This window comes from Arthrobacter sp. StoSoilB13 (assembly GCF_019977255.1).
Classification (GTDB): Bacteria; Actinomycetota; Actinomycetes; order Actinomycetales; family Micrococcaceae; genus Arthrobacter.
Map to the genome: position 1 here is coordinate 1,780,516 of NZ_AP024647.1, position 24,714 is coordinate 1,805,229.

Annotated in this window: 16 protein-coding genes and 3 pseudogenes; 9 read left to right on the forward strand and 10 right to left on the reverse strand. The window is 62.8% G+C overall.

Translation table 11 applies throughout. The annotated features are described in order from the left end of the window. Positions 1-84: 84 nt before the first annotated feature. Both htpX and LDP01_RS08410 read right to left on the reverse strand, forming a co-directional pair. Positions 85-955 (reverse strand): annotated as a pseudogene (gene htpX / locus LDP01_RS08405) (zinc metalloprotease HtpX). Positions 956-1,098: 143 nt separating this feature from the next. Beyond that, positions 1,099-2,370, reverse strand: coding sequence for an MFS transporter (locus LDP01_RS08410; RefSeq protein ID WP_224088429.1), 1,272 nt, complete (start codon positions 2,368-2,370; stop codon positions 1,099-1,101). Between the two features lie 107 nt (positions 2,371-2,477). Between LDP01_RS08410 and LDP01_RS08415 the strand changes: the two genes are divergently transcribed. From LDP01_RS08415 to LDP01_RS08430, 4 genes and pseudogenes are all read left to right on the forward strand, one after another. Then, positions 2,478-3,353 carry a hypothetical protein gene (locus LDP01_RS08415; protein ID WP_224088430.1) on the forward strand — a complete coding sequence of 292 codons (876 nt, stop codon included), beginning with the start codon at positions 2,478-2,480 and terminating at the stop codon, positions 3,351-3,353. A 30-nt stretch (positions 3,354-3,383) separates the two neighbouring features. Beyond that, positions 3,384-3,863: a Fur family transcriptional regulator gene (locus tag LDP01_RS08420; protein WP_224088431.1), complete on the forward strand. Its 480-nt coding sequence runs from the start codon at positions 3,384-3,386 to the stop codon at positions 3,861-3,863. Positions 3,864-3,877: 14 nt separating this feature from the next. Further along, a complete protein-coding gene (locus LDP01_RS08425) occupies positions 3,878-5,359 on the forward strand; it encodes a catalase (RefSeq protein WP_224088432.1) in 1,482 nt (493 codons plus the stop codon). Between the two features lie 131 nt (positions 5,360-5,490). Beyond that, positions 5,491-6,127, forward strand: a pseudogene (locus LDP01_RS08430) (DUF2461 domain-containing protein). Between the two features lie 173 nt (positions 6,128-6,300). Here the strand turns inward: LDP01_RS08430 and LDP01_RS08435 are convergent. The 6 genes and pseudogenes from LDP01_RS08435 to LDP01_RS08460 all read right to left on the reverse strand — a co-directional run bounded on the left by LDP01_RS08435 (position 6,301) and on the right by LDP01_RS08460 (position 14,060). Continuing rightward, positions 6,301-7,857: an amino acid permease gene (locus LDP01_RS08435; protein ID WP_224088433.1), complete on the reverse strand. Its 1,557-nt coding sequence runs from the start codon at positions 7,855-7,857 to the stop codon at positions 6,301-6,303. A gap of 156 nt (positions 7,858-8,013) precedes the next feature. Continuing rightward, a complete protein-coding gene (locus tag LDP01_RS08440) occupies positions 8,014-8,448 on the reverse strand; it encodes a DUF779 domain-containing protein (RefSeq protein WP_224088434.1) in 435 nt (144 codons plus the stop codon). Then, a pseudogene (gene adhP / locus LDP01_RS08445) lies at positions 8,448-9,471 on the reverse strand (alcohol dehydrogenase AdhP). The gene LDP01_RS08440 and the pseudogene adhP overlap by 1 nt, the downstream one beginning before the upstream one ends. 34 nt (positions 9,472-9,505) lie before the next feature. Next, positions 9,506-11,029 carry an acetaldehyde dehydrogenase ExaC gene (exaC, locus tag LDP01_RS08450; protein WP_224088435.1) on the reverse strand — a complete coding sequence of 508 codons (1,524 nt, stop codon included), beginning with the start codon at positions 11,027-11,029 and terminating at the stop codon, positions 9,506-9,508. A gap of 96 nt (positions 11,030-11,125) precedes the next feature. Beyond that, on the reverse strand, positions 11,126-12,469 hold the full coding sequence (locus LDP01_RS08455) for a GAF domain-containing protein (protein ID WP_224088436.1): 1,344 nt from the start codon (positions 12,467-12,469) through the stop codon (positions 11,126-11,128). A gap of 142 nt (positions 12,470-12,611) precedes the next feature. Further along, a complete protein-coding gene (locus LDP01_RS08460) occupies positions 12,612-14,060 on the reverse strand; it encodes an FAD-dependent oxidoreductase (protein ID WP_224088438.1) in 1,449 nt (482 codons plus the stop codon). A gap of 128 nt (positions 14,061-14,188) precedes the next feature. Between LDP01_RS08460 and rarD the strand changes: the two genes are divergently transcribed. Then, positions 14,189-15,280 (forward strand): EamA family transporter RarD, encoded by a 1,092-nt coding sequence (gene rarD / locus LDP01_RS08465; RefSeq protein ID WP_224091123.1) that lies wholly within the window; start codon positions 14,189-14,191, stop codon positions 15,278-15,280. Positions 15,281-15,593: 313 nt separating this feature from the next. Next, positions 15,594-18,035: a polysaccharide lyase 8 family protein gene (locus LDP01_RS08470; protein WP_224088440.1), complete on the forward strand. Its 2,442-nt coding sequence runs from the start codon at positions 15,594-15,596 to the stop codon at positions 18,033-18,035. Between the two features lie 171 nt (positions 18,036-18,206). Here the strand turns inward: LDP01_RS08470 and gabT are convergent, their stop codons facing one another. Together gabT and LDP01_RS08480 are read right to left on the reverse strand one after the other, a co-directional pair. After that, complete coding sequence (gene gabT, locus LDP01_RS08475) at positions 18,207-19,562, reverse strand: 4-aminobutyrate--2-oxoglutarate transaminase (protein WP_224088442.1); 1,356 nt, start codon at positions 19,560-19,562, stop codon at positions 18,207-18,209. 63 nt (positions 19,563-19,625) lie between these two features. Next, entirely contained in the window at positions 19,626-21,056 is a 1,431-nt protein-coding gene (locus LDP01_RS08480; protein ID WP_224088443.1) for a gamma-aminobutyraldehyde dehydrogenase, read from the reverse strand. A gap of 146 nt (positions 21,057-21,202) precedes the next feature. On the opposite strand from LDP01_RS08480, the gene LDP01_RS08485 reads away from it, so the two are divergent. The 3 genes from LDP01_RS08485 to LDP01_RS08495 all read left to right on the forward strand — a co-directional run bounded on the left by LDP01_RS08485 (position 21,203) and on the right by LDP01_RS08495 (position 24,682). Further along, positions 21,203-22,645, forward strand: a complete 1,443-nt coding sequence (locus LDP01_RS08485) for a PucR family transcriptional regulator (RefSeq protein WP_224088444.1) — start codon at positions 21,203-21,205, stop codon at positions 22,643-22,645. Positions 22,646-22,721: 76 nt separating this feature from the next. After that, positions 22,722-24,005 carry an MFS transporter gene (locus LDP01_RS08490; RefSeq protein ID WP_224088445.1) on the forward strand — a complete coding sequence of 428 codons (1,284 nt, stop codon included), beginning with the start codon at positions 22,722-22,724 and terminating at the stop codon, positions 24,003-24,005. Next, positions 24,002-24,682, forward strand: a complete 681-nt coding sequence (locus LDP01_RS08495) for a FadR/GntR family transcriptional regulator (protein WP_224088446.1) — start codon at positions 24,002-24,004, stop codon at positions 24,680-24,682. Before LDP01_RS08490 ends, LDP01_RS08495 begins: the two co-directional genes overlap by 4 nt. Positions 24,683-24,714: the final 32 nt, after the last annotated feature.

The following is a 24,714-nucleotide window of genomic DNA, read 5'->3' on the forward strand; positions in this document are numbered from 1 at the left end:
TTACGTCGTGAACCCGCTATTCCGTTGTTGGCCGACCACGGAATAGCGGGTTCACGACGTTTTAGCCCTGGGAAAGCCGTGTCCTTAGGAAAGCGGCCGCCCAGCCATCCGCTCAAGCCTGGTGATGCGCTCCTTCATGGGCGGGTGCGTGGAGAACAAGCGCCGCATGCCACCGCCACGGAACGGATTGGCGATCATAAGATGCGAGGCATTCACGAGCCGCTGATCCTGTGGGAGCGGAAGCTGGGAGACGCCCGATTCGATCTTGCGCAGCGCCGAGGCGAGCGCCAGTGGGTCGCCGGTCAGCTCGGCACCGTCCTCGTCGGCGTCGTACTCCCGGGTGCGGGAGATCGCCATCTGAATGAGTGAGGGCCGCGAACGGCGCCAGGAGCGCCATGGCGATCATCGCGAGCGGGTTGGCATTGCGCCGGTCCCCGCCGCCGAAGAACAACAGCATCTGCCCCACGGACGTGATCACGCCCGCCACGGCAGCCGCCACGGACGACGTCAGGATGTCCCGGTTGTACACGTGCATGAGCTCGTGCCCCAGGACACCCCGGAGTTCGCGGGCATCAAGGACATGCAGGATTCCCTCGGTGCAGCAGACAGCGGCGTTCTTGGGACTGCGCCCGGTAGCGAAGGCGTTCGGCGTCATGGTGGGCGAGAGGTAAATCCGCGGCATGGGCTTGTTGGCCCGCACGGAAAGCTCCCGGACGATCTGGTACAGCTGCGGGGCTTGCGCTTCGCTGACCGGATAGGCCGCCATGGAGCGGATGGCGATCTTGTCGCTGTTCCAGTATCCGTAGGCGGTAGTGGCTACCCCGATCAGGGCAAAGATCCAGATGGGGGTGGTGCTGCGCGTACCGGCTCCGATAATGGCGCCCAAACCCAACAGCACCGCCCACAGCACACCGAAAAGCGCCGCGGTCTTGAGTCCATTGTTGTGTTTGTGCACGGTTGTTCTTCCACTCTCGTTGGCTCGCGAACAGTTCTGTACCGATTAACGCCGACGGCGGTCGCCGTGTTCCGCAGCCGGCAGGCCTGGGCTGCCCTGCCCCGCCCTGCCCTGCCCTGCCCTGCCCTGACAGAGGCTGCCGGCTAGGGCACCGGATGCTTCGCATCGTACGCGACGAAGCCCGGCTGCAGGCGCGATGCCAGCCAGGCCAGGAGAATGCAAACGATTCCGCCGATCAGCAGCACCCCGCCTTCGCTGAGGAATTGCGTGACACCGCCGGCCAGCATATCCCCCACTCGAGGCCCTCCTGCGACCACCACGATGAACACTCCCTGCAGGCGTCCGCGCAGGTGGTCTGGCGTGGCGGCCTGGAGGATGCTGGTGCGGAAGACCGCACTGACAGAGTCGGAAATCCCCGCCAGCGCACAACACAGGGCAGCCGGGAGGAGCCAGGGTGTTACGCCCTCGCGGCCCGAATCTCCAGCCAGCAACACCACCAGGCCAAAGCCTGCGATCGAGGCACCCCATCCGACCACCGACCACACCACGGCGCTGCCCTGGCGCCTCACCCTGCCAAGTGGACCGGAAAACAAGCCCGCCAGGAAGGCTCCCACGGCCGTGGATGCCAACAGCAGGCCCACGGTTGTTTCACCGCCGCCAATCATGACTGCACCAATTGCAGGCATCAGGGCACGGGGTTGGGCGCAGATCATGGCGATGAGGTCAATGATGAAGGTCATACGGACATTGGGCCGCGTGCCGAGGAACCGGAAGCCCTCCACCACGGAGCGAAGCCCCGGCCGGACGGCATCCTTGGACGGTGGCAGCGGCGGGAGTTTGGCAAGGCCCCACAGGGCAAAAGTGAAGCTGATGACATCAATCGTGTAAGTCCATCCGAAACCGATCGTGGCCACCAGCACGCCCGCCAGGAGTGGCCCGGCAGTCATGGACAGGCCGAACGTCAGCATGCTCAACGCATTCGCCGCCGGGAGCAGATCCTTGCGGACAAGCAGCGGAATGATGGCGCTGCGGGCTGGACCGTTGATGCCTTGTGCGCCGCTTTGGATGGCAACCAATGCGTAAAGCAACCAGATGTTGCCGATCTCCAGCCAGGCCTGCAGTGCGAGGCCAGCGGTGGTGACCCAAAGGACCAATGATGCGATCAGGGCAACTTTGCGTCGATCGTAGGCATCGGAGATGGAGCCGCCGTAAAGCCCTGCGATGATCAGCGGAACCAACGCGAAGATTCCCAGGAGGCCTACATAGAAACTCTCCTGGGTCAGTCGGTAAACCTCCAAGCTGACGGCCACCAACGTGAGCTGGGTACCGATGGCAGCCACCGAGGCTCCGAGCCAAAGCCGCCGGAATGCCGGGCTCTCCTTGATCGGGGTGATGTCTGCCAGTAGTTTCGCCACCTAGCCACCCTAGCGACCCCAGTGACGTCCTTGTCCGTTTGGCTTCCATGGTGCGTCTCCCACCGTAACGCACTGGTTGGTAGGCTCACCCGGGGGAAGGAGTCCACATGGTCTTGTCGCGACGATTGCTGTTCCGCTCGGGCATCTGGGAAATTGCCAGGCCGCGCCACCCTTTGACGACCGGGCACGTGCTGATCCGCCTCTCGGACCCTTCCACGGAATTTACTGAAACCTCGGCGGCCGACTGGTTGTTCTGCCACAACCTCCTCCGGGCAGCCTTGGACGAGGTCCTGGGAGCGAAGCGTTTCACCGTGATGTTCGCCCACCGGTGGCACCCCTTGGGTGCGGCCGTCGGCGAGCCGGTGGCTGAGTCGTCTACGCCCACGTTCCACCTCTTCGCTCGTTGGGGATCGGAAAGCACGACGCCGGGACGCCAACTCGCGCTGCCGGCCCACCATCGCGTTCCCGTGCCTGAGGACATCCTGGACATCGTGGATGCGCGGATCCGGGATTCTCTCCAGCTCAGTGCCGCCAACGTTGCGAAAGCACCCACCGGTCAGGCGGGGTCCGCGCATTCGGCCACGTCCGGCGTCGTACCCGTCCAAGTGCCGTTCCCGCGGGGGCCGTTACCGCTGGGGCCGTTACCGCCGGCGCCGTTCCCGCGGGTGGCGACAATTGATGCAGCCCGCCATCACAGTGTGATTGAGCCCGCCAGCGGTGCGGCCGCGATTTCCGCTGTCCTTCCAGCGGAGCTCGTTGCCATGGGGAGCGCCCTGGGTGCCCTGCCGCTGACCAGTGGGCTCACCGGCTTCAGCTGCGTAGCAATCGAAGGCGGGGATCCGGGCGAAGGCGGGAGTCCGGGCGAAGGCGGGAATCCGGGTTCAACCCTGCGGATCCATGCGGTGGGTCGATCTGCTGCGGAGGAAGCCAATCCGATGGTGGATTTGTTTAATTTGCCGGAAGTTAGCTTTGCCTTATTGTGAACTGATCAAAATAAGTGCTTCAATGGGTGCATGACCGATCACACAGCCGACCAGGAAGCATGGGCCAGTGCCCTGCATGCCCACGGCAGGCGTGTGACCAAACAGCGGCTGGCAGTGCTGGCCGCGGTCCAGCACCATCCGCACTCCCCGGCAGAAGGCATCCTTGCCGCTGCCCGCAAAGAGCTCCCTGAACTGACGGCGCAGTCCGTTTACGTTGTGCTCAGCGACCTCACGGATCTGCAGATGCTGCGCCGCTTTGAACCCCCGCACTCCCCGGCGCTCTACGAAACCCGGGTTGGCGACAACCACCACCACGCCGTCTGCATCAGTTGCGGCCGCGTGGAAGACGTGGACTGCGCCGTGGGACACGCACCGTGCCTCACACCGCACTGGGATGAAAATTCCAAGCCCATGACCATCCAGATCGCAGACGTCCTGTATCAGGGCATCTGCCAGGATTGCCAGGCTAAACAACAGCTCCCCAAACAAACGTCCGTAACTCAAAAATAAGAACAAGGAGAACAATGACTGCTATTTCAACAACCCAGTCAGGTGCCCCCGTTACTTCCGACGCGCACTCCAAGTCCGTCGGCGCCGACGGTGCCATCATCCTGACCGACCACTACCTGGTGGAGAAGCTTGCACAGTTCAACCGCGAGCGGGTCCCGGAGCGTGTAGTGCACGCCAAGGGTGGCGGCGCTTTCGGTACGTTCAAGACCACCTCTGACGTATCGGCCTACACCAAGGCAGCGTTCCTGCAGCCGGGCGTCGAGACGGACATGCTGATCCGTTTCTCCTCCGTTGCCGGCGAGAATGGCTCTCCTGACACCTGGCGCGACCCCCGCGGTTTCGCCGTGAAGTTCTACACCTCCGAGGGCAACTACGACCTCGTGGGCAACAACACCCCGGTGTTCTTCATCCGCGACGGCATCAAGTTCCCGGACTTCATCCACTCCCAGAAGCGCCTCCCGGGTACCCACCTGCGTGACGCTGACATGCAGTGGGACTTCTGGACCCTCTCCCCTGAATCCGCACACCAGGTCACCTGGCTCATGGGCGACCGTGGCCTCCCGGCTTCCTGGCGTGAAATGCAGGGCTACGGCTCGCACACCTACCAGTGGATCAACGCCGCCGGTGAGCGCTTCTGGGTCAAGTACCACTTCAAGTCCAACCAGGGCGTCAAGACCATCACTGGCGACCAGGCTGAGCAGCTGGCAGGCTCGGATGCAGACTTCTACATCCGCGACCTCTCCGAGAACATCGAAGCCGGCAACTTCCCCTCGTGGGAACTGCACGTCCAGGTCATGCCCTACGAGGACGCCAAGACGTACCGCTTCAACCCGTTCGACCTCACCAAGGTCTGGCCGCACGCGGACTACCCGCTGATCCACGTGGGCACCATGGAGCTGAACAAGAACCCGGAAAACTACTTCGCGCAGATCGAGCAGGCCACCTTCGCGCCGTCGAACTTCGTACCGGGCATCGCTGCCTCGCCGGACAAGATGCTGCAGGCCCGCATCTTCTCCTACGCCGATGCACACCGCTACCGCGTGGGCACCAACCACGCACAGATCCCGGTGAACCAGCCCAAGAACCAGGTCAACAACTACAGCCAGGACGGCGCCGGACGTTACCTGTTCAACGCCCCCTCCACCCCGGTCTACGCACCGAATTCCGTTGGTGGCCCGGCTGCTGTTGAGCCCGCTTCACCGGCAGGTGGCTGGGAGAACGACGGCGAGCTCACCCTCTCCGCCCACACCCTGCACTCCGAGGACAGCGACTTCGGCCAGGCCGGTACCCTGTACCGCGAGGTCTACGACGACGCCGCCAAGGCCCGCCTGCTGGACACCATCACCGGTGCCGTGGGTGGTGTGAAGAGCGCCGACATCAAGGAACGCGCCATCCAGTACTGGACCAACGTTGACGCCGAACTCGGCGCCAAGCTGCGCGCCAACCTCGGTGCAGGCCAGACCGCTTCCGACGCCGAAGCAGCCAACAAGCTCTAAGCATCAGAGCCGGTAAGTACCAGGTCGAACACCCCGTTGCGGATCGCCGCAGCGGGGTGTTCTTCTTTGTTTTTCCACATAGGCGGGCTGGGCTCTGGCTGCTCTGGTGCCGCGGTCCATAGGATCCTTCCATGAGCACATTCGAGGGAATTCCGTCCGCAGCCTTCCGCTTCTATGAAGAACTGGAAGAGAACAACAACCGCGAGTGGTGGTTGGAACACAAAGACACCTACGACGCCGCCGTCAAGGAGCCGCTGGCGGCCCTCCTTTCGGAGCTGGAGCCTGAGTTCGGGCCGGCGAAGATCTTCCGGCCAAACAGGGACATCAGGTTCTCCCAGGACAAGTCGCCCTACAAGACGGCCCAGGGCGCCTTCGCAGCGTCGCAGGAAGGCCTCGGGTTCTACCTCCAGGTAAGTGCCGACGGTCTGTTGATCGGCGGCGGCTGCCATTCATACACTCCCGCGCAATTGGCACGCTTCCGCGCGGCTGTGGACGCTCCCGACAGCGGAGGGGAACTGCAGCAGATTGTGGACTCAGTTGCCGCAGCGGGTTTCGCCATCCAGGGCGAGAAGCTCAAGACCGTTCCGCGGGGCTTCGACAAAGACCATCCACGGGCCGAGCTCCTTAAGCACAAGTCCTTGTCTGCCGGCATCGAGGTTGGTGAGCCGGAATGGCTCTCCAGGGCCGTCGGCAAAAAAGGAGATCGCTGACCGCTGGGAAGTGCTGAGGCCGCTGGTGGAGTGGGTTGGGAAGCACGCTGCACCCTAGGACTTGGTCCTCCCCGGAACAGCGCGCAATCCGCCGTCAGTCAGCGCCCGGGAACACCAAGGCGTCCGGAACACCAAGGCCCGCGGGAACACCAAAAGCGCCCGGGAATTGCAGTTCCCGAGCGCTTTCGATGGTGATTCCAGCCAGCTGTCTGACAAGCGGCTGTGATTGGTTTAGACCTTGGTAAAGGAGTCTTCGTCCTCGTCGCCCTTGACCGCGGGGGTTGCAGAACCGCCCTTAACGGCTGACCTGGCTGAGGCGAACTTCTCGTTGAGCCGCGAGTGGCGCTGCCCGTAGGAGAAGTAGATGAGCATGCCGATGACCAGCCAGATCGCAAAGAAGATCCAGGTTTCGACTGCCAGGTTGGTCATGAGGTAGATGCACAGAATGGCGGAAACCCATGGCAGGACCTTGCCGAACGGGACCCGGAACGCAGGCTTGAGGTCCGGACGCTTCTTGCGCAGCACCAGGATTCCCAGGCTGACCATAACGAACGCGGACAGCGTTCCAATGTTGATCATTTCCTCAAGGAGATCCACGTTGGTCAACCCGGCCACCAGTGCCACTGCTGCACCACAAATGATCTGCAGGCGTGCTGGCGTGGAGCGCTTCGCGCTGGTCTTTGACAGGGACCGCGGCAGCAGCCCGTCGCGGCTCATGGCCAAAACCACCCTGGAAAGGCCCATGAGCAGCACCATGATCACGGTGGTCAGGCCCACCAGGGATCCGAACGCAATGACCTTGGCGGCGTCGTTGTTGCCTACGGCCTCGAAAGCCGTGGTCAATGTGGGGTTCTTTTCCTCTGCCAGCTGGGTGTAGGAGACCATGCCGGTCAAAGCAAGGGAGACCAGGATGTAGAGCAGGGTGACCACAGCCAGGCCCCCGAAGATACCGCGGGGCAGAGTCTTCTGCGGGTTCTTGACCTCTTCCGCGGAGGTTGCAACAACGTCAAAGCCAATGAAGGCGAAGAACACCAGGGCAGCACCTGCGAAAATGCCCAAAGTACCGTACTGGGCAGGAGCAGCACCGGTCAGGAAGCCGAAGAAGGACTGCTTCATGACATCGGCGGCACCCGTTCCGGAAGTTGGCTCGGAAGCGGGAATGAAGGGGGTGTAGTTGGAGAACTTCACGTAGCTGAAGCCCACGACGATCACGAACAGCACTACGGCGATCTTGATCAAAGTGAAGATGTTGCCAACACGGGCGGACAACTTCGTCCCCAGCACCAGCAGCACCGTGAAGATCGCGACAATGAGGAAGGCGCCCCAATAGAGGTCGACGCCGCCCAGGCTGAGCGCCGGCGGGATGTCCAGGCCCATCAGGGCGAAGACTTTGCTGAGGTAGATGCCCCAGTACTTGGCGATCACCGCGGCCGCCGTGAAGAGTTCGAGGATGAGGTTCCATCCAATGATCCACGCGAGCACCTCGCCCATGGTGGCGTAAGTGAACACGTAGGCCGAGCCTGCTACGGGGATAGCCGTGGCGAATTCGGCATAGCACATGATGGCCAAGGCGCACGTGACGGCTGCGATGGCAAAGGAGATGGTGACGGCCGGGCCGGCAAAGTTTGCAGCAGCCTTGGCGCCAACGGAGAAGATACCGGCACCGACAGCGACGGCGACACCCATGATCATCAGGTCCCAGGTACTGAGGCTTCGCTTCAGCTTGCGCCCGGGCTCGTCGGCGTCGGCGATCGACTGCTCGATCGACTTGGTCCTGAAAATGTTCATAAAAATGCCACATTCTGGATGGGGGTGGTATAGGACTCATCAAGAATAGTGTCCGGTCAGTGGACGACCATATTTATCCCAGATAGTGAGACGGTCCCTGAGCCCGCGTTACTGATGTGACTGGTGTGACGGAGGCGAGTAGCCCCCGTCACACCACTAAACACCCTGTACGTCCCAGTCCATGATGGTGGAGCGGATCAGGAACCGCTTCCCCTCCGGGGACTCTACAGAGAAGCCGCTTCCCCGGCCCGGGACCACGTCGACAGTCAGATGGGTGTGGGACCAGTACGCGAACTGTTCCCTGGACATCCAGAACTCGAGGAGCTTGGGATCCTGGTCCGCTCCGGTTCCGAAGCCGGCACTGATATCGAACCGGCCCAGGAGCACATCTGAATCACCAGTGAGGAACTCTCCCGCCGGGTAGCACATGGGAGCGGAGCCGTCGCAGCAGCCACCGGATTGATGGAACATGAGCGGTCCATGCTGCTCCCAGAGCTTCCGCAACAGTTCGACAGAGGCCGCGGTGAGCGCCACCCGGGAGAAATCCTCCCCGGGCAGCGTCACCGCGGCTTCCAACACGGGGTGGTCCATCAGAACTTCAGAACCACTCGGCCATCGATCTTGGCGTGCTTCATCTCGTCAAAGACCGCGTTGACTTCGGAGAGTTCCCGGGTGGAGACCGTTGGCTTGATCTTGCCCTGGGCATAGAACTCCAGCGCTTCCTCAAGATCCTGGCGGGTACCCACAATCGATCCCCGGACGGTGAGTCCCTTGAGGACGATCTCGAAGATCGGCGCCGGGAAGTCGCCCGGCGGCAAACCATTGAACACGATGGTTCCGCCACGACGTGCCATGCCGATCGCTTGCCCGAAAGCAGAAGGGTGGACCGCCGTCACCAGGACACCGTGGCAGCCACCGGTCTCGCGCTGGATGACCTCCGCCGGATCCTCATGGAGTGCATTGACCGTTAGCTCGGCGCCGTGTTCACGAGCAAGCGCCAACTTGTCGTCGGCAATGTCCACTGCCGCGACCCGGAGCCCCATGGCCACCGCATACTGGACCGCGATGTGGCCCAGGCCCCCGATACCGGAGATCGTGACCCATTGACCGGGCCTGGGCCTCCGTCATCTTCAATCCCTTATAGACCGTAACCCCGGCACACAGAACCGGCGCGACTTCCACCGGGTCCGAGCCTTCCGGGATGCGGGCAGCAAAGCGCGTGTCCACCAGCATGTACTCGCCGAACGAGCCGTCCACGCTATAACCACCGTTCTGCTGGGACTCACACAAGGTTTCCCAGCCGGTGCGGCAGTACTGGCAGTCCCCACAGGCGGACCACAGCCAGGCGTTCCCCACGAGGTCGCCAACGGCAACGTCCGTGACACCCTCACCCAGAGCGACGACTTCACCCACGCCTTCATGCCCGGGAATGAACGGTGGGGTCGGCTTGACCGGCCAGTCGCCTTCGGCTGCGTGGAGGTCGGTGTGGCAAACTCCCGAGGCGATGAGGCGGACCAGCGCCTGGCCGGGACCCGGCGTCGGCCTTTCCACTTCCTTGACCGTAAGGTCGGTTCCGAATTCAGTGACTACTGCAGCTTGCATGGTTGCGGACATTGACGATCTCCTTTGATCGATGAACAGGACGGGTTTAGAAGAAGCCGAGTTTGTTCTCGTTGTAGCTGACCAGGAGGTTCTTGGTCTGCTGGTAGTGGTCCAGCATCATGGCGTGGTTTTCACGGCCGATGCCTGAGGACTTGTAGCCACCGAAGGCGGCACCGGCCGGGTAGGCGTGGTAGTTGTTCACCCACACGCGGCCGGCCTGGATTTCCCGGCCCGCGCGGTAGGCGACATTTCCGTTGCGCGACCACACGCCGGCACCAAGGCCATACAGGGTGTCATTGGCGATGCCGATTGCGTCGTTGTAGTCGCTGAACCTGGTCACGGAGACCACAGGGCCGAAGATCTCTTCCTGGAAGATCCTCATCCGGTTGTGGCCTTCGAAAATCGTGGGCTGGACGTAGTAGCCGCCGGCAAGGTCGCCGGACAGCTCGGCCCGCGCGCCGCCCGTGAGGACTTTGGCACCTTCCTGCTTTCCAATGTCGATGTAGGAGAGGATCTTTTCCAGCTGGTCGTTGGAAGCCTGGGCACCGATCTGGGTTTCCGTGTCCAGCGGGTTGCCCTGGATGATCTTGTTGGTGCGGGCTACGGCGTCAGCCATGAAGGAGTCGTATATCCCCTCCTGGACCAAGGCACGTGACGGGCAGGTGCAAACCTCGCCCTGGTTGAAGGCGAAGAGCGTAAAGCCCTCCTGTGCTTTGTCGTAGAACGCGTCATTTTGGGCTGCGACGTCGTCGAAGAAGATGTTGGGGCTCTTGCCGCCAAGTTCCAGGGTGACGGGGATGAGGTTGTTGGACGCGTACTGGCTGATAAGCCGGCCGGTGGTGGTCTCGCCCGTGAAGGCGATCTTGCGGATACGGGGGCTGGAAGCCAGTGGCTTTCCGGCTTCGACGCCGAAACCATTGACGACGTTCACTACGCCTGCGGGCAGTAGGTCAGCGATCAATTCCATCAGTACCAGGATCGACGTTGGCGTCTGCTCCGCTGGCTTAAGCACGACGGCGTTCCCGGCGGCGAGCGCGGGGGCCAGCTTCCACACGGCCATGAGGATGGGGAAGTTCCAGGGGATGATCTGGCCCACCACGCCCAGTGGTTCCTTGAAGTGATAGGCGGTGGTGTCGTCATCCAGTTGCGAAAGGTGGCCCTCTTGGGCGCGGACAGCCGAAGCGAAGTAGCGGAAGTGATCGGCAGCCAGGGGAATGTCCGCGTTGAGGGTCTCGCGGACGGGCTTGCCGTTGTCCCATGTCTCAGCAACGGCGAGCAGCTCCACGTTCTCGTCTATGCGATCTGCGATCTTGTTCAGAATCGCGGCGCGTTCTGTCGCTGACGTCTTGCCCCAGGATGGTGCGACCTTGTGCGCGGCGTCGAGTGCCAGTTCGATGTCCTCGGATGTGCCACGGGCAACTTCGCAGAAAGCCTTGCCTGTGACAGGCGTGATGTTTTCGAAGTAGCCGCCCTTGACGGGGGCAACCCATTCCCCGCCGATCCAGTTCTCGTACCGGTCCTTGAAGGTGACCTTCGAACCCTCGGCACCCGGCTGTGCATAAACGGTCATTGCTAGCTCCTTTGCTGCGAATCACGGTGGCTGTCGCCATTGATTCGAGCCTAGGAGCGGGCAGGTTGCAGCTACGTTGCAACCATGTGAGTCAGCTCACGCTTTGAGTTCCGTGTCGATCCGTTCAAGGTCGGCCACGACGGCGGCCCGCTTGGGTGAGCGCGGCGGCAGCAGCTTCAGGACGGCAAGGCGGAGTTCGACGTCGTACTTCGCCTCGGGCAGCTCAGCGTACTTCAGGAGCGAATCAACGCTGCCGTCGCTGAGGAGCGCTTCCCGCAGCAGATGCGAAACCCGCTCACGCAACTCCACGACGCCGGGCGCCTCCGAGCGCGGCAGGACTGCGCCTTTGTAGATCTCCAAGGCAATACGGTGGGCTCCCCGCTGCAGGCAACTGAGCACCTGGCCTGAATCGGGAAGCAACTCAACGGGCAAGCGGTAGGGTCGCGATTCGGGCACCGCGCCGGGGCTGAGCTCATGGAGAACTTTGCGCAGCCGCACCATTTCCGCCCGTAAAGTCACTCCCGAGCCATCTCCGGGGTAAAGCTGCGCGCAGAGGTCGTCCGCACTGAGGCCGGCCGGTTCGCTGCAGAGGATAGCCAGGATTTCGCTGTGGCGGGCGGACAAGGAAACTGTCCGGCCATCAATGCTGAGAAGGGCCTGGTCACGGCCCAACAACTGCAGGCTGTTGCGGTAAAGAGTGTGGCTGGAAGCAGAAGCTGAGCTCCGGCGTCGCGGTCCTTCCCGTACGGCAGCTGCCAGCTGGAGACGCTCGATGCGCAACTGCGCCTGTGCAGCCGCAACGGTTGCTTCCACCAGGGATACCGTGTGCGGGGCCACCGCGGTCTCGGTTCCAGTGATGTCCACGACGCCCAGCACGGCACCGGAATCGGGATCATGGAAGGGAACAGCAGTACAACTCCATGGGTGAACTGATCTCTTGAAATGCTCGGCCCCGGAGATCTGGATGCTGCGATCCAGGGCGAGCGCCGTCCCGGGAGCACTTGTACCCACTGAGGCTTCAGACCAATCGGCACCCGCAACGAACATCATTCCCTCGGCCCTGCGCTGCATGACTGGATCGCCATCCACCCACAGGAGCCGACCGACGTCGTCCCCCACCGCCACGAGCAACCCACTGTCATGGCTGGGCTGGACCAGCAACTTCCTGATCACCGGCATGATCGCTGCCAGCGGGTGTTGGCGGCGGTAGTCCTCCAGTTCGTCGCGGTCCATCGCAAGTGGCGCTTCAGGGATATCAGGATTGGCCAGCAGAGTGGCCGAACGCTGCCAGGACTCACGCACCAAACGCCGGAGGCCCGAGATTTCCTCGGGAGTCCCGTCCCGCAGCATATCCAATTGTTCATGGCTAGCCAGGGCGCGCTTCTGCAGCAGCCTTCCGGCTTCGGTGCCTGGAACAGGCGGATGGATTGGATTCCTCATCGAACTCCCCGGTAATTCGCAGCGACAGTGCGCTGCGTGCATGTGCTTGGCGGCACAGTACCCGAAAGTCTAGTTCCAGGAATGGAGTTTGTGTACAGCTGACGCCTTTTGCGAGGACGTTCGGTGTACACAAACCCAAGGGCTAGCCACGCGAGATCTGGATCATTTCCTCACGCGGGACTACCTTGATGCGTTCCCGGATCACACCGTTGCCGTTGCCGGATTCGGACTCCGACTTGGACCAGGCGGCACCGAGGGCGGCCTCGTGGGCATCCAGGCGGTTCCACCCCTCCCAGGTGGTGTATTCGATGCCGCGTTCTTCAAGGAGATCGATGATGGCCTGGGGGTCCGGGTTCTCTGCTGGCGGCAACGTGAGCCGGTCCTCGAGGAGACAGCCGATCGTCTCCAGTGCATCGCCCTTGGTATGACCGATCAGGCCTACAGGTCCACGCTTGATCCAGCCAGTGGCGTAGATTCCCGGCACGGGCTTGCCGTCGGCGTCCAGGACGCGACCGCCGTCGTTCGGTATGACACCGCGGCGGGCATCGTACGGAAGCTCCTGAAGCGGCGAGCCGTGGTAGCCGATCGCGCGGTAGACGGACTGCACCGGGTACTCCAGGAATTCACCGGTGCCCTTGACGTTGCCGGTTCCATCCAGTTGCATCCGCTCGAACTTGATGCCGGAAACCTTGCCGGGAGTTTCCGGCGAGTCCAGGATTTCCACCGGGCTGTGCAGGAAGTGCAAGTGCAGACGGCGCGAGGATGGCTGCTCGGATTCCGCGTGTTCTTCCACCAGCCAGTTGGTCATGGTGTTGACCATGGTCTTGATCTGGTTGTTGGTACGGATTGCCTCATCGGAGGCTTCATCAAACTCGAAGTCCTCCGGGTACAGGACAATGTCGACGTCGTTGCAGTGGGACAGCTCCCGCAATTCCAGCGGGGTGAATTTAACCTGCGCAGGACCGCGGCGCCCAAACACGTGGACGTCGGTAACAGGCGACTTCTTCAAGCCCTCGTAGACGTTTTCGGGGATCTCGGTGACCAGCAGCTCATCGGGGTGCTTGACCAGCATGCGAGCCACATCAAGGGCAACGTTGCCGTTGCCGATGACGGCAATCTCCTTGGCGTCCAGCGGCCAATCCCGGGGAACGTCCGGGTGCCCGTCGTACCAGGAAACAAAATCGGCTCCGCCGAAGGACCCTTCCAACCCGATGCCCGGGATGTTTAGGTCCGCGTCCTTGATGGCCCCCGTGGAGAAGATCACGGCGTCATAGAAAGCACGGAAATCGTGAAGCGTCAGATCCCTGCCGTAGGTGACGTTGCCCAGGAAACGAATGTCGCCCCTGTCCAGCACCTTGTGCAGGGCGTTGACGATGCCCTTGATACGGGGGTGGTCCGGCGCCACGCCGTAGCGGATCAGCCCATAAGGCGCAGGATACGCCTCAAAGAGATCGATGCTGACCTCCACGTCCCCGTCCTTGACCTCGTTGGACTTGGTCAGGATGTCGGCGGCATACACGCCGGCGGGACCGGCGCCCACGATGGCGACGCGAAGCGGACGTTTGGGGGTGGTTGCGGCTGAGTTGGACACCGTAAGCCCTTCCGAAGCAGTAAGCCACGCCGTTGTTGGGGCGCGCAGATTCCAATTCTAGATGTCCGCCCCGCACCCGGCCTCCTATATGGCAGGAGTCACAAGAAAACAGGCGATTGATGCCAACATTGCGGAATATTGCGTTCCCATTTGGTGTTGGCGACATTGTGTCGACACCCGAGCAGATCACCGCAAACTCGTCCATTTCCAGCCAACCCGCGACTGTGAGTGCGTCCAGTGAACTTAGCGGCGACACCTCTGGCGGCAGGACCCGCGGAGGAAAGCCGATCTGGAGCGAGTCGACGGCGGGAATCCTCTTTGGCATTGGTGCTTACAGTCTGTGGGGACTGCTTCCGCTGTACTTCCTCGCGCTTCAACCGGCGGGGGCAATCGAAATCGTTGCCAACCGCGTGGTTTGGTCGCTGCTCTTCTGCGCGTTGCTGATCACGGTCACGCGGGCGTGGAGGGTCTTCGGCGCCGCCGTGAAGGACCGCTCCGTCTTTGGCCCACTGGCGGTGGCAGCTGGATTGATAGCCATCAACTGGCTTACCTATACCTTCGGTGTCACCACAGGGCACGCAGTGGAAACATCCCTTGGATACTTCATCAACCCGTTGGTGTCGGTCCTGCTCGGTGTATTCGTGCTCAAGGAGAAGTTGCGGCCACTCCAATGGGCAGCAGTGGGCATCGGCTTTGTTGCCGTGGGCGTCCTGACCTTTTCCTACGGGCAGCTTCCCTGGATTGCTTTGATCCTGGCCTTCAGCTTCGGTCTCTATGGGTTCGTTAAGAAGCGGGTCGGTCCCAGGGTCGATGCGCTCACCAGCCTCTCCGTTGAAACAGTGGTCCTGGCTCCCCTGGCAGCCGCCACCATGGTTGTCCTGGGCGTAAGCGGCGTCGCGACACTCACCGCCCAGGGGCCCGGGCATTTCTGGTTGCTTCTGGCATCGGGCGTCATCACGGCTGTGCCGCTGCTCTTCTTCGGCGCCTCAGCCCGTCGCCTGCCCATGACCACCATCGGTCTGCTCCAATATTTCGCACCGATTCTTCAGTTCATCGTGGCGCTGGCCGTCTTCAACGAGACCATGACCACGGCCCGCTGGATCGGATTCTGCGTGGTGTGGCTCGCCCTGCTGGTGCTCACGGTGGACATGCTGCGCACGGCCAGGAAGAACTCGTCGATGAAGAAAAAGGCCCGGATCGCGGCCGCTGCGGGCGCCTAGCCCCCCGCCGTCGAGCGCTTCCTGCAACGAGGTCGCCGGAACGGTGCGTGAGAGCCCGGAAACCTCGGGCGGTCTCGACGCGTTCCCGCGTACTCGGTGTGTGAGCACTTTTGTTCATTTCTGTTGAGGGGTCCATCAAGCGGACATAAGGTGGCGGAAACTTTCGCCGCCACGTCCACCCCCAACTTGCCAATATCCAGAGGCACACCCAAGTACCTGGCATTCACGGGTCTTCCCAGATCGGGAACAACCACAGATGACAGTCACATGGATATGCCCGGCTTTGCTGGCAACAGTTTTGAACGGAGCCGTTTTGACCCTCAATGGACCCACACTGAGCCGTAGGACCCTCTTCCGCGCTGCTGGTGCCGCCGCACTGGCCGGAGCCCTGCTTTCCAGCTCTGCCCCGGCCTTTGCGGAACCGGCACCCGGGCTACAGGAACTCATAGGACGCCGCCGCATGGTCCTCACAGGCGGACAAAGTGCTGCGGGCATCCCGGAGCTTGCTGCCCAGCTGCAGGGAATGGGGAAAACCGCGGAAAATTGGTGGACTTCCCTGGATAAGACAGCCACCCGGACGTCCTTGTGGAATGACGTTCCCCTGACAGGCATTGGACAGTCGACGGCGGCCACAGGCAACATGGGCCTGCACTTCAACCGCCTCTATGACATGGCCTTGGGTTATGCGGTTCCAGGAAATCCTTATGCCGGCAACCCCCAATTGGCCTCGGATATAGTGGCTGGCCTGAAACTCCTGAATGACACCGCCTACAAATCCGGAATGCGGGCAGCGGGCAACTGGTGGTTCTGGGAGATAGGTGTGCCACGCAAAACGGTGGACATCCTCACATTGATGTACGCAGAGGTCCCCGAAGACCTGCGGACGTCATTGCTGGCAGCCGTCCGCTGGTTCGCGCCGAACCCTAATTGGCGTGGACGCGCCACATCCCTTGCAGAGACCGGGGCAAACCGCGTGGACAAGTCCCTGGCCTGCTGCATGCGGGGCATCCTGGACAACAATGTGGACGATATTGCCCTTGGCAGGGACGCCTTGAGTGACACCGTCCGCGGCGGGACCAACAGCGTTTTCACGTACGTAACCAGCGGCGATGGCTTCTACACAGACGGTTCGTTCGTGCAGCACGGTTATCTGCCCTATGCCGGCACCTACGGTGTGGTGGCTCTGGCTGGCATCGCCGAGATCATAGCGATGCTCGGTGGAAGCACGTGGGCAGTCAACGACCCCAAGCGCACAGTGCTCCTGGATGCAGTGGAGGACACCTATGCACCCTTCGTGTGGGACGGCCGCATCATGGACACCATCCGCGGCCGTGCCGTGTCCCGTCAGCGCGAGCCCGACTACGTCAGTGGCTTTGCCCTCATCTCCGCCGTCTTGCTGCTGGCACCCGGCTGCGATGAGCCCTACCGTTCAAGGTTCCTCGCCTTGGCCAAAGGCTGGCTGGAACGCTCTGCCGACCAGAAACTCGTGGGGCATCCAACACAGAGCCTGGCGAAGTCCTTGTTGTCGCTTGGCGTCCTGTCCGATTCCGCAGTGGTTTCAGCACCGGCACCGGTGTATAGCCGGATGTTCGCTGACCAGGACAGGCTGGTCCACCACCGCCCGCAGTGGGGCTGCACTGTAAACCTCTCATCAAAGAGGATCGGCCGCTACGAATGGGGAAACAGCGAGAACAACCTCGGCTGGTACCAAGGCGATGGCATGACTTTCGTTTATACGCGGCAAGACCCTTCGCAGTTCAGCGCCGACTTCTGGCCCACCGTGGACCCGTATGGCCTTCCCGGAACCACCGTCAACGATCAAGTGCGGGCTAGCGGAGCAGGCACTGCAGGAACCGGCATCCCACGCGCTTTTCAGGCGTTCGCCGGCGGACTCACCGTGGATGCCCGCTGGGGCGTCATCGGCATGGACCACCTGAACCACAACAAGACACTTTCCGGAAGGAAATCGTGGTTCTTCCTGGATGACGCGGTGGTCTGCCTGGGCGCCGGCATCTCGGGCACTGGTGGGGCTGCGGTACGGACCACCATCGAGAACAGGTCCTTTGCTCCGGGTTCAGTGCCTTCCGTGCGGACGGATTCCCGGAACCGTTCCCTGGCTCCCGGGGACGCCGCCGTGACGGTTCAGAGGTCGGTCCACATCGACGGTCATGGCGGCTACGTCTTCCTTGAAGCGCCGGGCGTCTCCGGTTCTCCGGAGGTGGCGGTGATCCACCGGACAGGAAGCTGGTTTGACGTCAACTCCGGAGCAGACACGGGAGGATCCCCTGATCCTGTCACCCGGGACTACGTGACCATCACGCATCACCACGGGGTGGATCCTGTGGGAGCTGGCTACGCATATATGGTGTTGCCTGCCGCAAGCCATGAAGTCACGTTCTCAGAGTCCGCAAACCACGGCGTGAAAGTGCTGGCCAACTCGGCGGACGTCCACATGGTGAAGGTCGCCAAGGACAACCTGGTGCTGGCCAACTTCTTCGCAGGTGGCGGCGTTGGGGATTACTCGGTCTCAGGGCCTTGCACCCTTGCTCTGCGCGAAACCGGGGACAGACTGGCCGTGTCCGTGGCAGATCCATCGCGGACGCAGTCCTCCGTGCGGATCACGCTCACCGGCTCTGCGTGGGGCACCCTTGTGGATTCGGATGCTGGCGTGGCCCTTGTCAGCGCCGATCCCCTGGTCATCGACGTCCAACTCGACGGACACGGCCACCAGAAAAACCTGACGCTGGGCACTTAGGCGGGCTCCGCCGTCGTGCGCTTCCTGCAACGAGGACGCCGAGGACGCGGGAAAGGTGCCAGACCGCCCGGAAACCTCCGGCGAACTCAGGGCTTTCCCGCGAACCCGGCGTTAAACGCACAAGGAGGGCCGGGGAAAACCCCGGCCCTCCTGCGTTACAGCGAGAAAATCTTACGCGTTGGCCTTGATGGCTGCAGCGAGGACCTCGAGGCCGTCGATGAGCAGCTCATCGCTGATGACCAGCGGCGGAAGGAGGCGGATCACGTTGCCGTAGGTGCCACAGGTCAGGATGATGACGCCTTCCTGGAGGCAAGCAGCGGCTACAGCCTTGGTGAGCTCGGCGTTCGGTTCCTTGGAGCCGGGCTGGACAAGTTCGATCGCCAGCATGGCGCCACGGCCGCGGACATCGCCAACCACGGAAACTTCTTCGGCCAGTTCGCGGAGCTTGCCCAGGGCGAGCTCTTCGATGTGGCGGGCGCGGCCGTTGAGGTCGTGCTGTTCCATGGTGTCGATGGCTGCAAGTGCTGCTGCGCAAGCAACCGGGTTGCCACCGTAGGTGCCGCCGAGGCCGCCCGGGTGTACGGCGTCGAGCAGGTCGGCGCGGCCGGTGATCGCGGACAGCGGGAGGCCGCCGGCGATGCCCTTGGCCATCGTGATGATGTCCGGGACAACACCTTCGTGGTCAACGGCGAACCATTCGCCGGTGCGGCAGAAGCCGGACTGGACCTCGTCGGCGATGAAGACGATGCCCTTTTCCTTGGCCCATGCGGACAGTGCCGGGAGGAAGCCTTCGGCCGGAACGATGAAGCCACCCTCGCCCTGGATGGGCTCGATGATGATCGCGGCAACCTGGTCGCCACCGATCTGCTTCTCGATCATGGTGATGGCGCGCTTGGCGGCCTCGGCACCTGTGATCTCCGGGTTCTCTTCACGGAACGGGTAGCTCATGGGCATGCGGTAGACCTCGGGCGCGAACGGGCCGAAGTTGGTCTTGTACGGCATGGCCTTGGCGGTAAGTGCCATGGTCAGGTTGGTGCGGCCGTGGTAGGCGTGGTCGAAGGCAACCACTGCGTCGCGGCCGGTAGCCAGGCGTGCAACCTTGACGGCGTTCTCCACGGCTTCAGCGCCGGAGTTGAACAGCACCGTGCGCTTGGCGTGGTCGCCCGGGGTGAGGCGGTTGAGCTGCTCGGCCACAGCTACGTAACCCTCGTACGGGGTCACCATGAAGCAGGTGTGCGTGAAGTGCGCAGCAGCTTCCTGGACAGCGGCGACGACGGCGGGATCGGACGCGCCGACGCTGGTCACGGCGATGCCGGAGCCGAGGTCGATGAAGGAGTTGCCGTCGACGTCGCGGATGATGCCGCCGTCGGCGTCTTCAACGTAAACGGGGACGCCGGAAGCGACGCCGGCAGCAACGACGGCGGAGCGACGCTCGGCCAGTGCCTGCGACTTGGGGCCGGGGAAGGCGCCGTTGATGTTGCGCTTCTGCTCGATGCGGTACGAGAGTTCGTTCGCGGTAGTGGTCATGGGGTGATTGCCTTTCTGGGAAGCCAGGTGTGGAGGGTTACGCGACTGCGTTATGCAAGTGGGTTATGCATCAAGTGCACTCATCACGTGCTTGATGCGCGTGTAGTCCTCAACGCCGTACATGGAGAGGTCCTTGCCGTAGCCGGACTGCTTGAAGCCGCCGTGGGGCATCTCTGCCGTCAGGAGGATGTGGGTGTTGATCCAGACAGCACCGAAGTCCAGGTCGCGGCTCATGCGCATGGCCGTGCCGTGGTCGGTGGTCCAGACGCTGGACGCCAGGGCGTATTCGACGTCGTTGGCCAACTCGAGCGCTTCGGCTTCCGTGCTGAACTTCTGGACGGTGATGACCGGACCGAAGGTTTCCTTCTGCACGATGTCATCGGTCTGCTTGGCACCGGAGATGATGGTGGGCTCGAAGAAGAAGCCCTTCTCACCTGCGCGGTGGCCACCGATCTCGATCTTGCAGTTTGCCGGGAGGTGCTCCACCACCGAGGTGACGGCGTTGAAGTGATTCACGTTGTTCAGCGGGCCGAAGTAGTTCTCTTCGTCGTTCTGCGAACCGGTGTGCAGGGTCTTGGTGTGCTCCACCATTGCTGCCACAACGTCATCGTGGACGGAGTCTTCCACCAGCACGCGGGTGATGGCAGTGCAGTCCTGGCCCGCGTTGAAGAAGGCGAACTCGGCGATGGCCGCTGCGCTCTTCTTGATGTCGGCGTCCTTGAAGACAATGGCCGGAGCCTTGCCGCCGAGTTCCAGGTGGGCACGCTTGAGGCCCTTGGCTGCGCCGCTGGCGACCGCGATGCCGGCGCGGACGGAACCGGTGATGGACACGAGGCCGGGGACCTTGTGGTCAACCATCATGGCGCCGGTTTCGCCGGTGCCGAGCACAACGTTGAGCACGCCGGCGGGGAAGATCTCTCCTGCGAGGCGAGCCAGGACCAAGGTGGATTCGGGGGTGGTGTCCGAGGGCTTGAGGACAACGGTGTTGCCGGCTGCAAGGGCGGGACCGATCTTCCAGATAGCCATCAGGAACGGGTAGTTCCACGGGGCAACCTGGGCTACGACGCCGATCGGTTCGCGGCGAACGTAGGAAGTGTGGCCCTCAAAGTACTCCCCGGCGGACTTGCCTTCCATGATGCGTGCTGCACCGGCGAAGAAGCGGAGCTGGTCTGCGCCGGCGGCAACTTCCTCGGAAGCGATCAGGGACCGGACCTGGCCGGTGTTGCGGTGCTGGGCGTCAACGAGTTCCTCGCTGTTGGCCTCCACGGCGTCGGCGAGCTTGAGCAGCATGAGCTGGCGCTGGCCCGGCGTAACGTGCTTCCACGTCTTGAAGGCTTCGCTGGCCGCGGTCATGGCGGCGTCAACATCGGCCTGCACCGAAATCGGCGACTTGGCAACGATCTCCCCGTTGGTAGGGTTCACGATGTCCAGGAGACCCGTACCTGCCGGCGTAACGAATTCGCCGTTGATGAAGTTCTGCAAGGTTTGAACCACGGTGTGCAACCCTCTTTCGGTGTCTGGGGCATGGGTTTTAGCTGATCAGAGCCTATGCCAGCGAAGGGGTCCAAGGAATAGTCAGCTGCACACACCGGCATACCCTCCTTAGTGCGCTTGACCAGCGCCGGGTTACGCTTGTAACCATGGCAATGTCCCTCTCTTCGCTCGTCGCTGTCCCATCCTTGAAGCTCCGTAAAACAGGCAGCGCCGAAACAACCTGGAACCAGGACATCAGTTGGGTTGCCGTGACGGAGCTGGAGGATCCACAACGCTTCCTCAGCGGCGGGGAATTGGTTCTCACGACGGGCCTGCGCCTGAAGAGCGCCGCCGACCAACGCCGATTCGTCCGGCAGGTCCAGCGCGCAGGTGCAGTGGGCATCGGCTTCGGCATCGGCCTCACCCACGAAGCCGTTCCGGAGGCGCTCATCGCCGAAGCGAACCGCTGGGGTTTGCCCTTGGTTGAAGTGCCTTACGAGATTCCCTTCATCGCGATCGGAAAGCTCGTGGCCGAGTCGCATTCAGCTGACCACTACTCAAACCTGGAACGGCTCCTGGCCGGACACCAGATCCTGGCCCGGTCGCTCCTCACCGGCGGCGGCCTGGGCGAGCTCCTGAAGCAGTTGGGCAGCATGCTGCGCACTGATGTTGTGCTCACCCAGTTCAGCGCGCAGCTCTACAACAGCGTTCCCGGAAAACCGGCCCCGACGGCGGATGGCTGGGCTTCGTACCCGATTCCCACCGGCCGCAGGGATGCCTGCACATTGTGGTTGCGCCAGCCGTTCGTGGACTCGGGGATTGTGAGCTACGCGCAGAACCTCATCAGTGTCGAGCTGAACAACATGGTCAAGCAGCGCCAGGCCCAGCGCGCCATGGCAGGGCAGGTTCTGGACGACGTCATCCACGGCACCTTGGAAACCATTGAGGCCGCCCGCCGTTTGGCAGGCGTTGGAATCAACAGCACCCGGAAGAACGTGGTGCTCGTGGCGGAGTCCACGGCACACCACAAGCAACTGGTGAGCATCTCGCTGCCCCAGGCGCTGGAAGCGGGCGTTAGCGCCGTCGTCGGGAAGGACCTGGTAACCGTCGTCACCGACGACGGCAGCTCCGCGACAGCCTTGGCCAAGAGCCTGAGCGACCACCTGCAGGAGGCCGGGATCCATGCTGTGATCGGAATCGGCGGCGCCTATACGAAGCCGAACGGCCTGCGCTGGAGCTACTTTGAAGCGCGCGACGCCGTGGCGCACGGCTTGCCCGTCAACGAACCCGAACGGCTGAGCCTGACCTCCCTCCTGCTGGCAAGCGAGGATGTTCCGTTGGCCGACATGGCCAGCGAGTCGCTCACTCCGCTGAGGAAGTTCGACGCCGCCCACGGTGCCGAACTCGTAGCCACGCTGGAAAGCTACCTGAACCACAACGGGTCCGTCGCCGCGGTCGCCGAAGCCCTGACGCTGCACCGCAATACCGTCCGGTACCGCCTGGCCCAGATCACTGAACTGACCGGCTATGACCCGTCGCAAACGCAGGACCGCGTGCAGCTTTGGCTTGCGTTGGCCGTCCAGCGGCTGGGCTCACGGAACCCACGGTAAGCGCCCATAGCCGGACCGCCGGAGAGATTCGCCACAAAAGTGTAGACATTAAACGTCAAACGTCTAACCTTTGGGTATGGCTGCGACGACCCCTCTTACCCCCACGACAGGAAACATCCCTACGATTGCCCCCGCCAACGTGGCAACAGCCCACACGGTCAAGGCAGTCCCCAAGACGCGCGTCGTCGCCGTCGTCGGCATCATTGCCGTGGTGCTCATCGGGCTGAACCTGCGCGCCGGAATCACCAGCGCAGCGGCGCTCTTCCATGAGCTGCAGCAAGTGTTGGGCTACGGCGCTTTGGTGGCCTCAATCCTGCCCTCGATTCCGCTGCTTTGCTTCGCGGTTGCAGGGCTTGGAACCTCGTGGCTGACCCGCCGCGTGGGTGTTGAGAAGGCTATCGCCATCGCCCTGGCCTTGCTGGCAGGGGGCTTGCTGGTTCGCGGCGTGCCGGCCACCGGTGCCCTGCTCGGCGGGACGGTTCTGGCGATGTCCGGACTTGCCGTCTGCAACGTGGCCATGCCGTCGTTCATCCGCGAGCACTACGCCGACCGCACGTCCATGATGACCGGCCTCTACACCTTCACGATGTCCGGCGGCGCCACCTTCGCAGCCGCCGTGAGCGTTCCCTTGGCACAGCAGCTGGGTTCGCCGTCGATGGGTCTTGCCGCCTGGGGAATCCTTGGTGTTGCAGCACTGCTCGGCTTCCTGCCGGTGGTCCTGCACTCGCACCGGAATTCCACCAAGACGGACCGTCCGCGCGTATCCATGTGGCCCCTGCTCCGCACCCGTCTGGGCATCCTGATAACGGCCATCTTCACCTTCCAGGCCTTCCTCGCCTACGCCGTGATGAGCTGGTTCGCCTACATCCTCACGTCCCAGGGCCTCAGTGCCTCCGCAAGCGGTCTGCAGTTCGGCGTCATGCAGCTGGTCTCCGTGGCCGCCGGCATGATCCTGCTTGCCTTCGGTTCCAGGCCCGGAATGCTGCGGCCTGCCCTCTACCTCGCAAGCAGTTCCACGCTGGTTGCCATTGCGGCCATGATCTGGTTGCCCACCTCCCTGGCGGTGGTCTCCGCAGTGCTCTTCGGCTTCGGGTTGGGCATCTTCCCGCTGGTCCTGGTAATCATCAGCCGAAGTGGACGGTCGACGGCGGAAACCACCGCGCTCTCCACGATCGCCCAATCGCTGGGATACTTGATTGCGGCAATTGGCCCCTTTGGCATGGGGCTGCTCCACAGCGCTACGGGCGGCTGGGCGCTGCCCTTGAGCTTGCTGTCCATCGTGGCGGTGGCGCTCATGGTTACCTGCCACATGCTCACGAGCAAGCGCACTGCCACCAAGACCGGACCGAGGACAGCATGACCCTTACCCCTTCGCATCGCCCGGCCCTTGCCGAGGAGATCACCGCCAAGCTGCGGGACATGATCAAATCAGGCGAATGGCCGCTCCAGGAACGCATCCCGGCAGAGCCTGAACTCATGGCAAGCCTGGGCGTTTCGCGGGGAACCCTCCGCGAGGCCATCAAGGCATTGGCGCACTCGGGCATGCTCGAAGTCCGCCGCGGTGACGGCACGTACGTGCGTGCCAACAGTGAAATGTCCGGCGCGGCCCAGCGCATGTACCTGGAGCACACGCAGGAACACATCGTGGAGGTCCGGCTCGGCCTGGACACCCAGGCGGCCCGCCTTGCCACCAAGCACGCAACGGTGGAAGACATCGCCGAGATGCGCCGCCTGCTTGCCCTGCGTCATGACGCCTGGCAGTCAGAGGACTACCCCACGTGGGCCCGCGCAGATTGGGAATTCCATGAACGTGTTGCACTGGCATCCGGTAATCCGCTGCTTCATCAGCTCTATGTCTCCTTTGGCGGGGTCTTCCACAACGACCTCCTCCGGCAGCAACGCAAGGAAGGCTTCAACGGCATTCCTCGCGAAGGCCACGACGAACTGGTCGACGCATTGGAAGCACACGATCCCGACGCCGCTGTCCAGAGCGTCTACCGGAACCTGGATTTCTGCGCAGACAAAACCCCTCATTAGCCCGTTGCCGGCCCGCTTGTCCGTTGTTGCCC

Excerpts from the sequence above, each read along its gene's own strand:
- LDP01_RS08415 (WP_224088430.1), top strand. The coding sequence starts at position 2,478 with ATGGTCTTGTCGCGACGATTGCTGTTCCGCTCGGGCATCTGGGAAATT.
- LDP01_RS08420 (WP_224088431.1), top strand. The coding sequence starts at position 3,384 with ATGACCGATCACACAGCCGACCAGGAAGCATGGGCCAGTGCCCTGCAT.
- LDP01_RS08425 (WP_224088432.1), top strand. The coding sequence starts at position 3,878 with ATGACTGCTATTTCAACAACCCAGTCAGGTGCCCCCGTTACTTCCGAC.
- LDP01_RS08435 (WP_224088433.1), bottom strand. The coding sequence starts at position 7,857 with ATGAACATTTTCAGGACCAAGTCGATCGAGCAGTCGATCGCCGACGCC.
- LDP01_RS08440 (WP_224088434.1), bottom strand. The coding sequence starts at position 8,448 with ATGGACCACCCCGTGTTGGAAGCCGCGGTGACGCTGCCCGGGGAGGAT.
- exaC (WP_224088435.1), bottom strand. The coding sequence starts at position 11,029 with ATGACCGTTTATGCACAGCCGGGTGCCGAGGGTTCGAAGGTCACCTTC.
- LDP01_RS08455 (WP_224088436.1), bottom strand. The coding sequence starts at position 12,469 with ATGAGGAATCCAATCCATCCGCCTGTTCCAGGCACCGAAGCCGGAAGG.
- gabT (WP_224088442.1), bottom strand. The coding sequence starts at position 19,562 with ATGACCACTACCGCGAACGAACTCTCGTACCGCATCGAGCAGAAGCGC.
- LDP01_RS08485 (WP_224088444.1), top strand. The coding sequence starts at position 21,203 with ATGGCAATGTCCCTCTCTTCGCTCGTCGCTGTCCCATCCTTGAAGCTC.
- LDP01_RS08490 (WP_224088445.1), top strand. The coding sequence starts at position 22,722 with ATGGCTGCGACGACCCCTCTTACCCCCACGACAGGAAACATCCCTACG.
- LDP01_RS08495 (WP_224088446.1), top strand. The coding sequence starts at position 24,002 with ATGACCCTTACCCCTTCGCATCGCCCGGCCCTTGCCGAGGAGATCACC.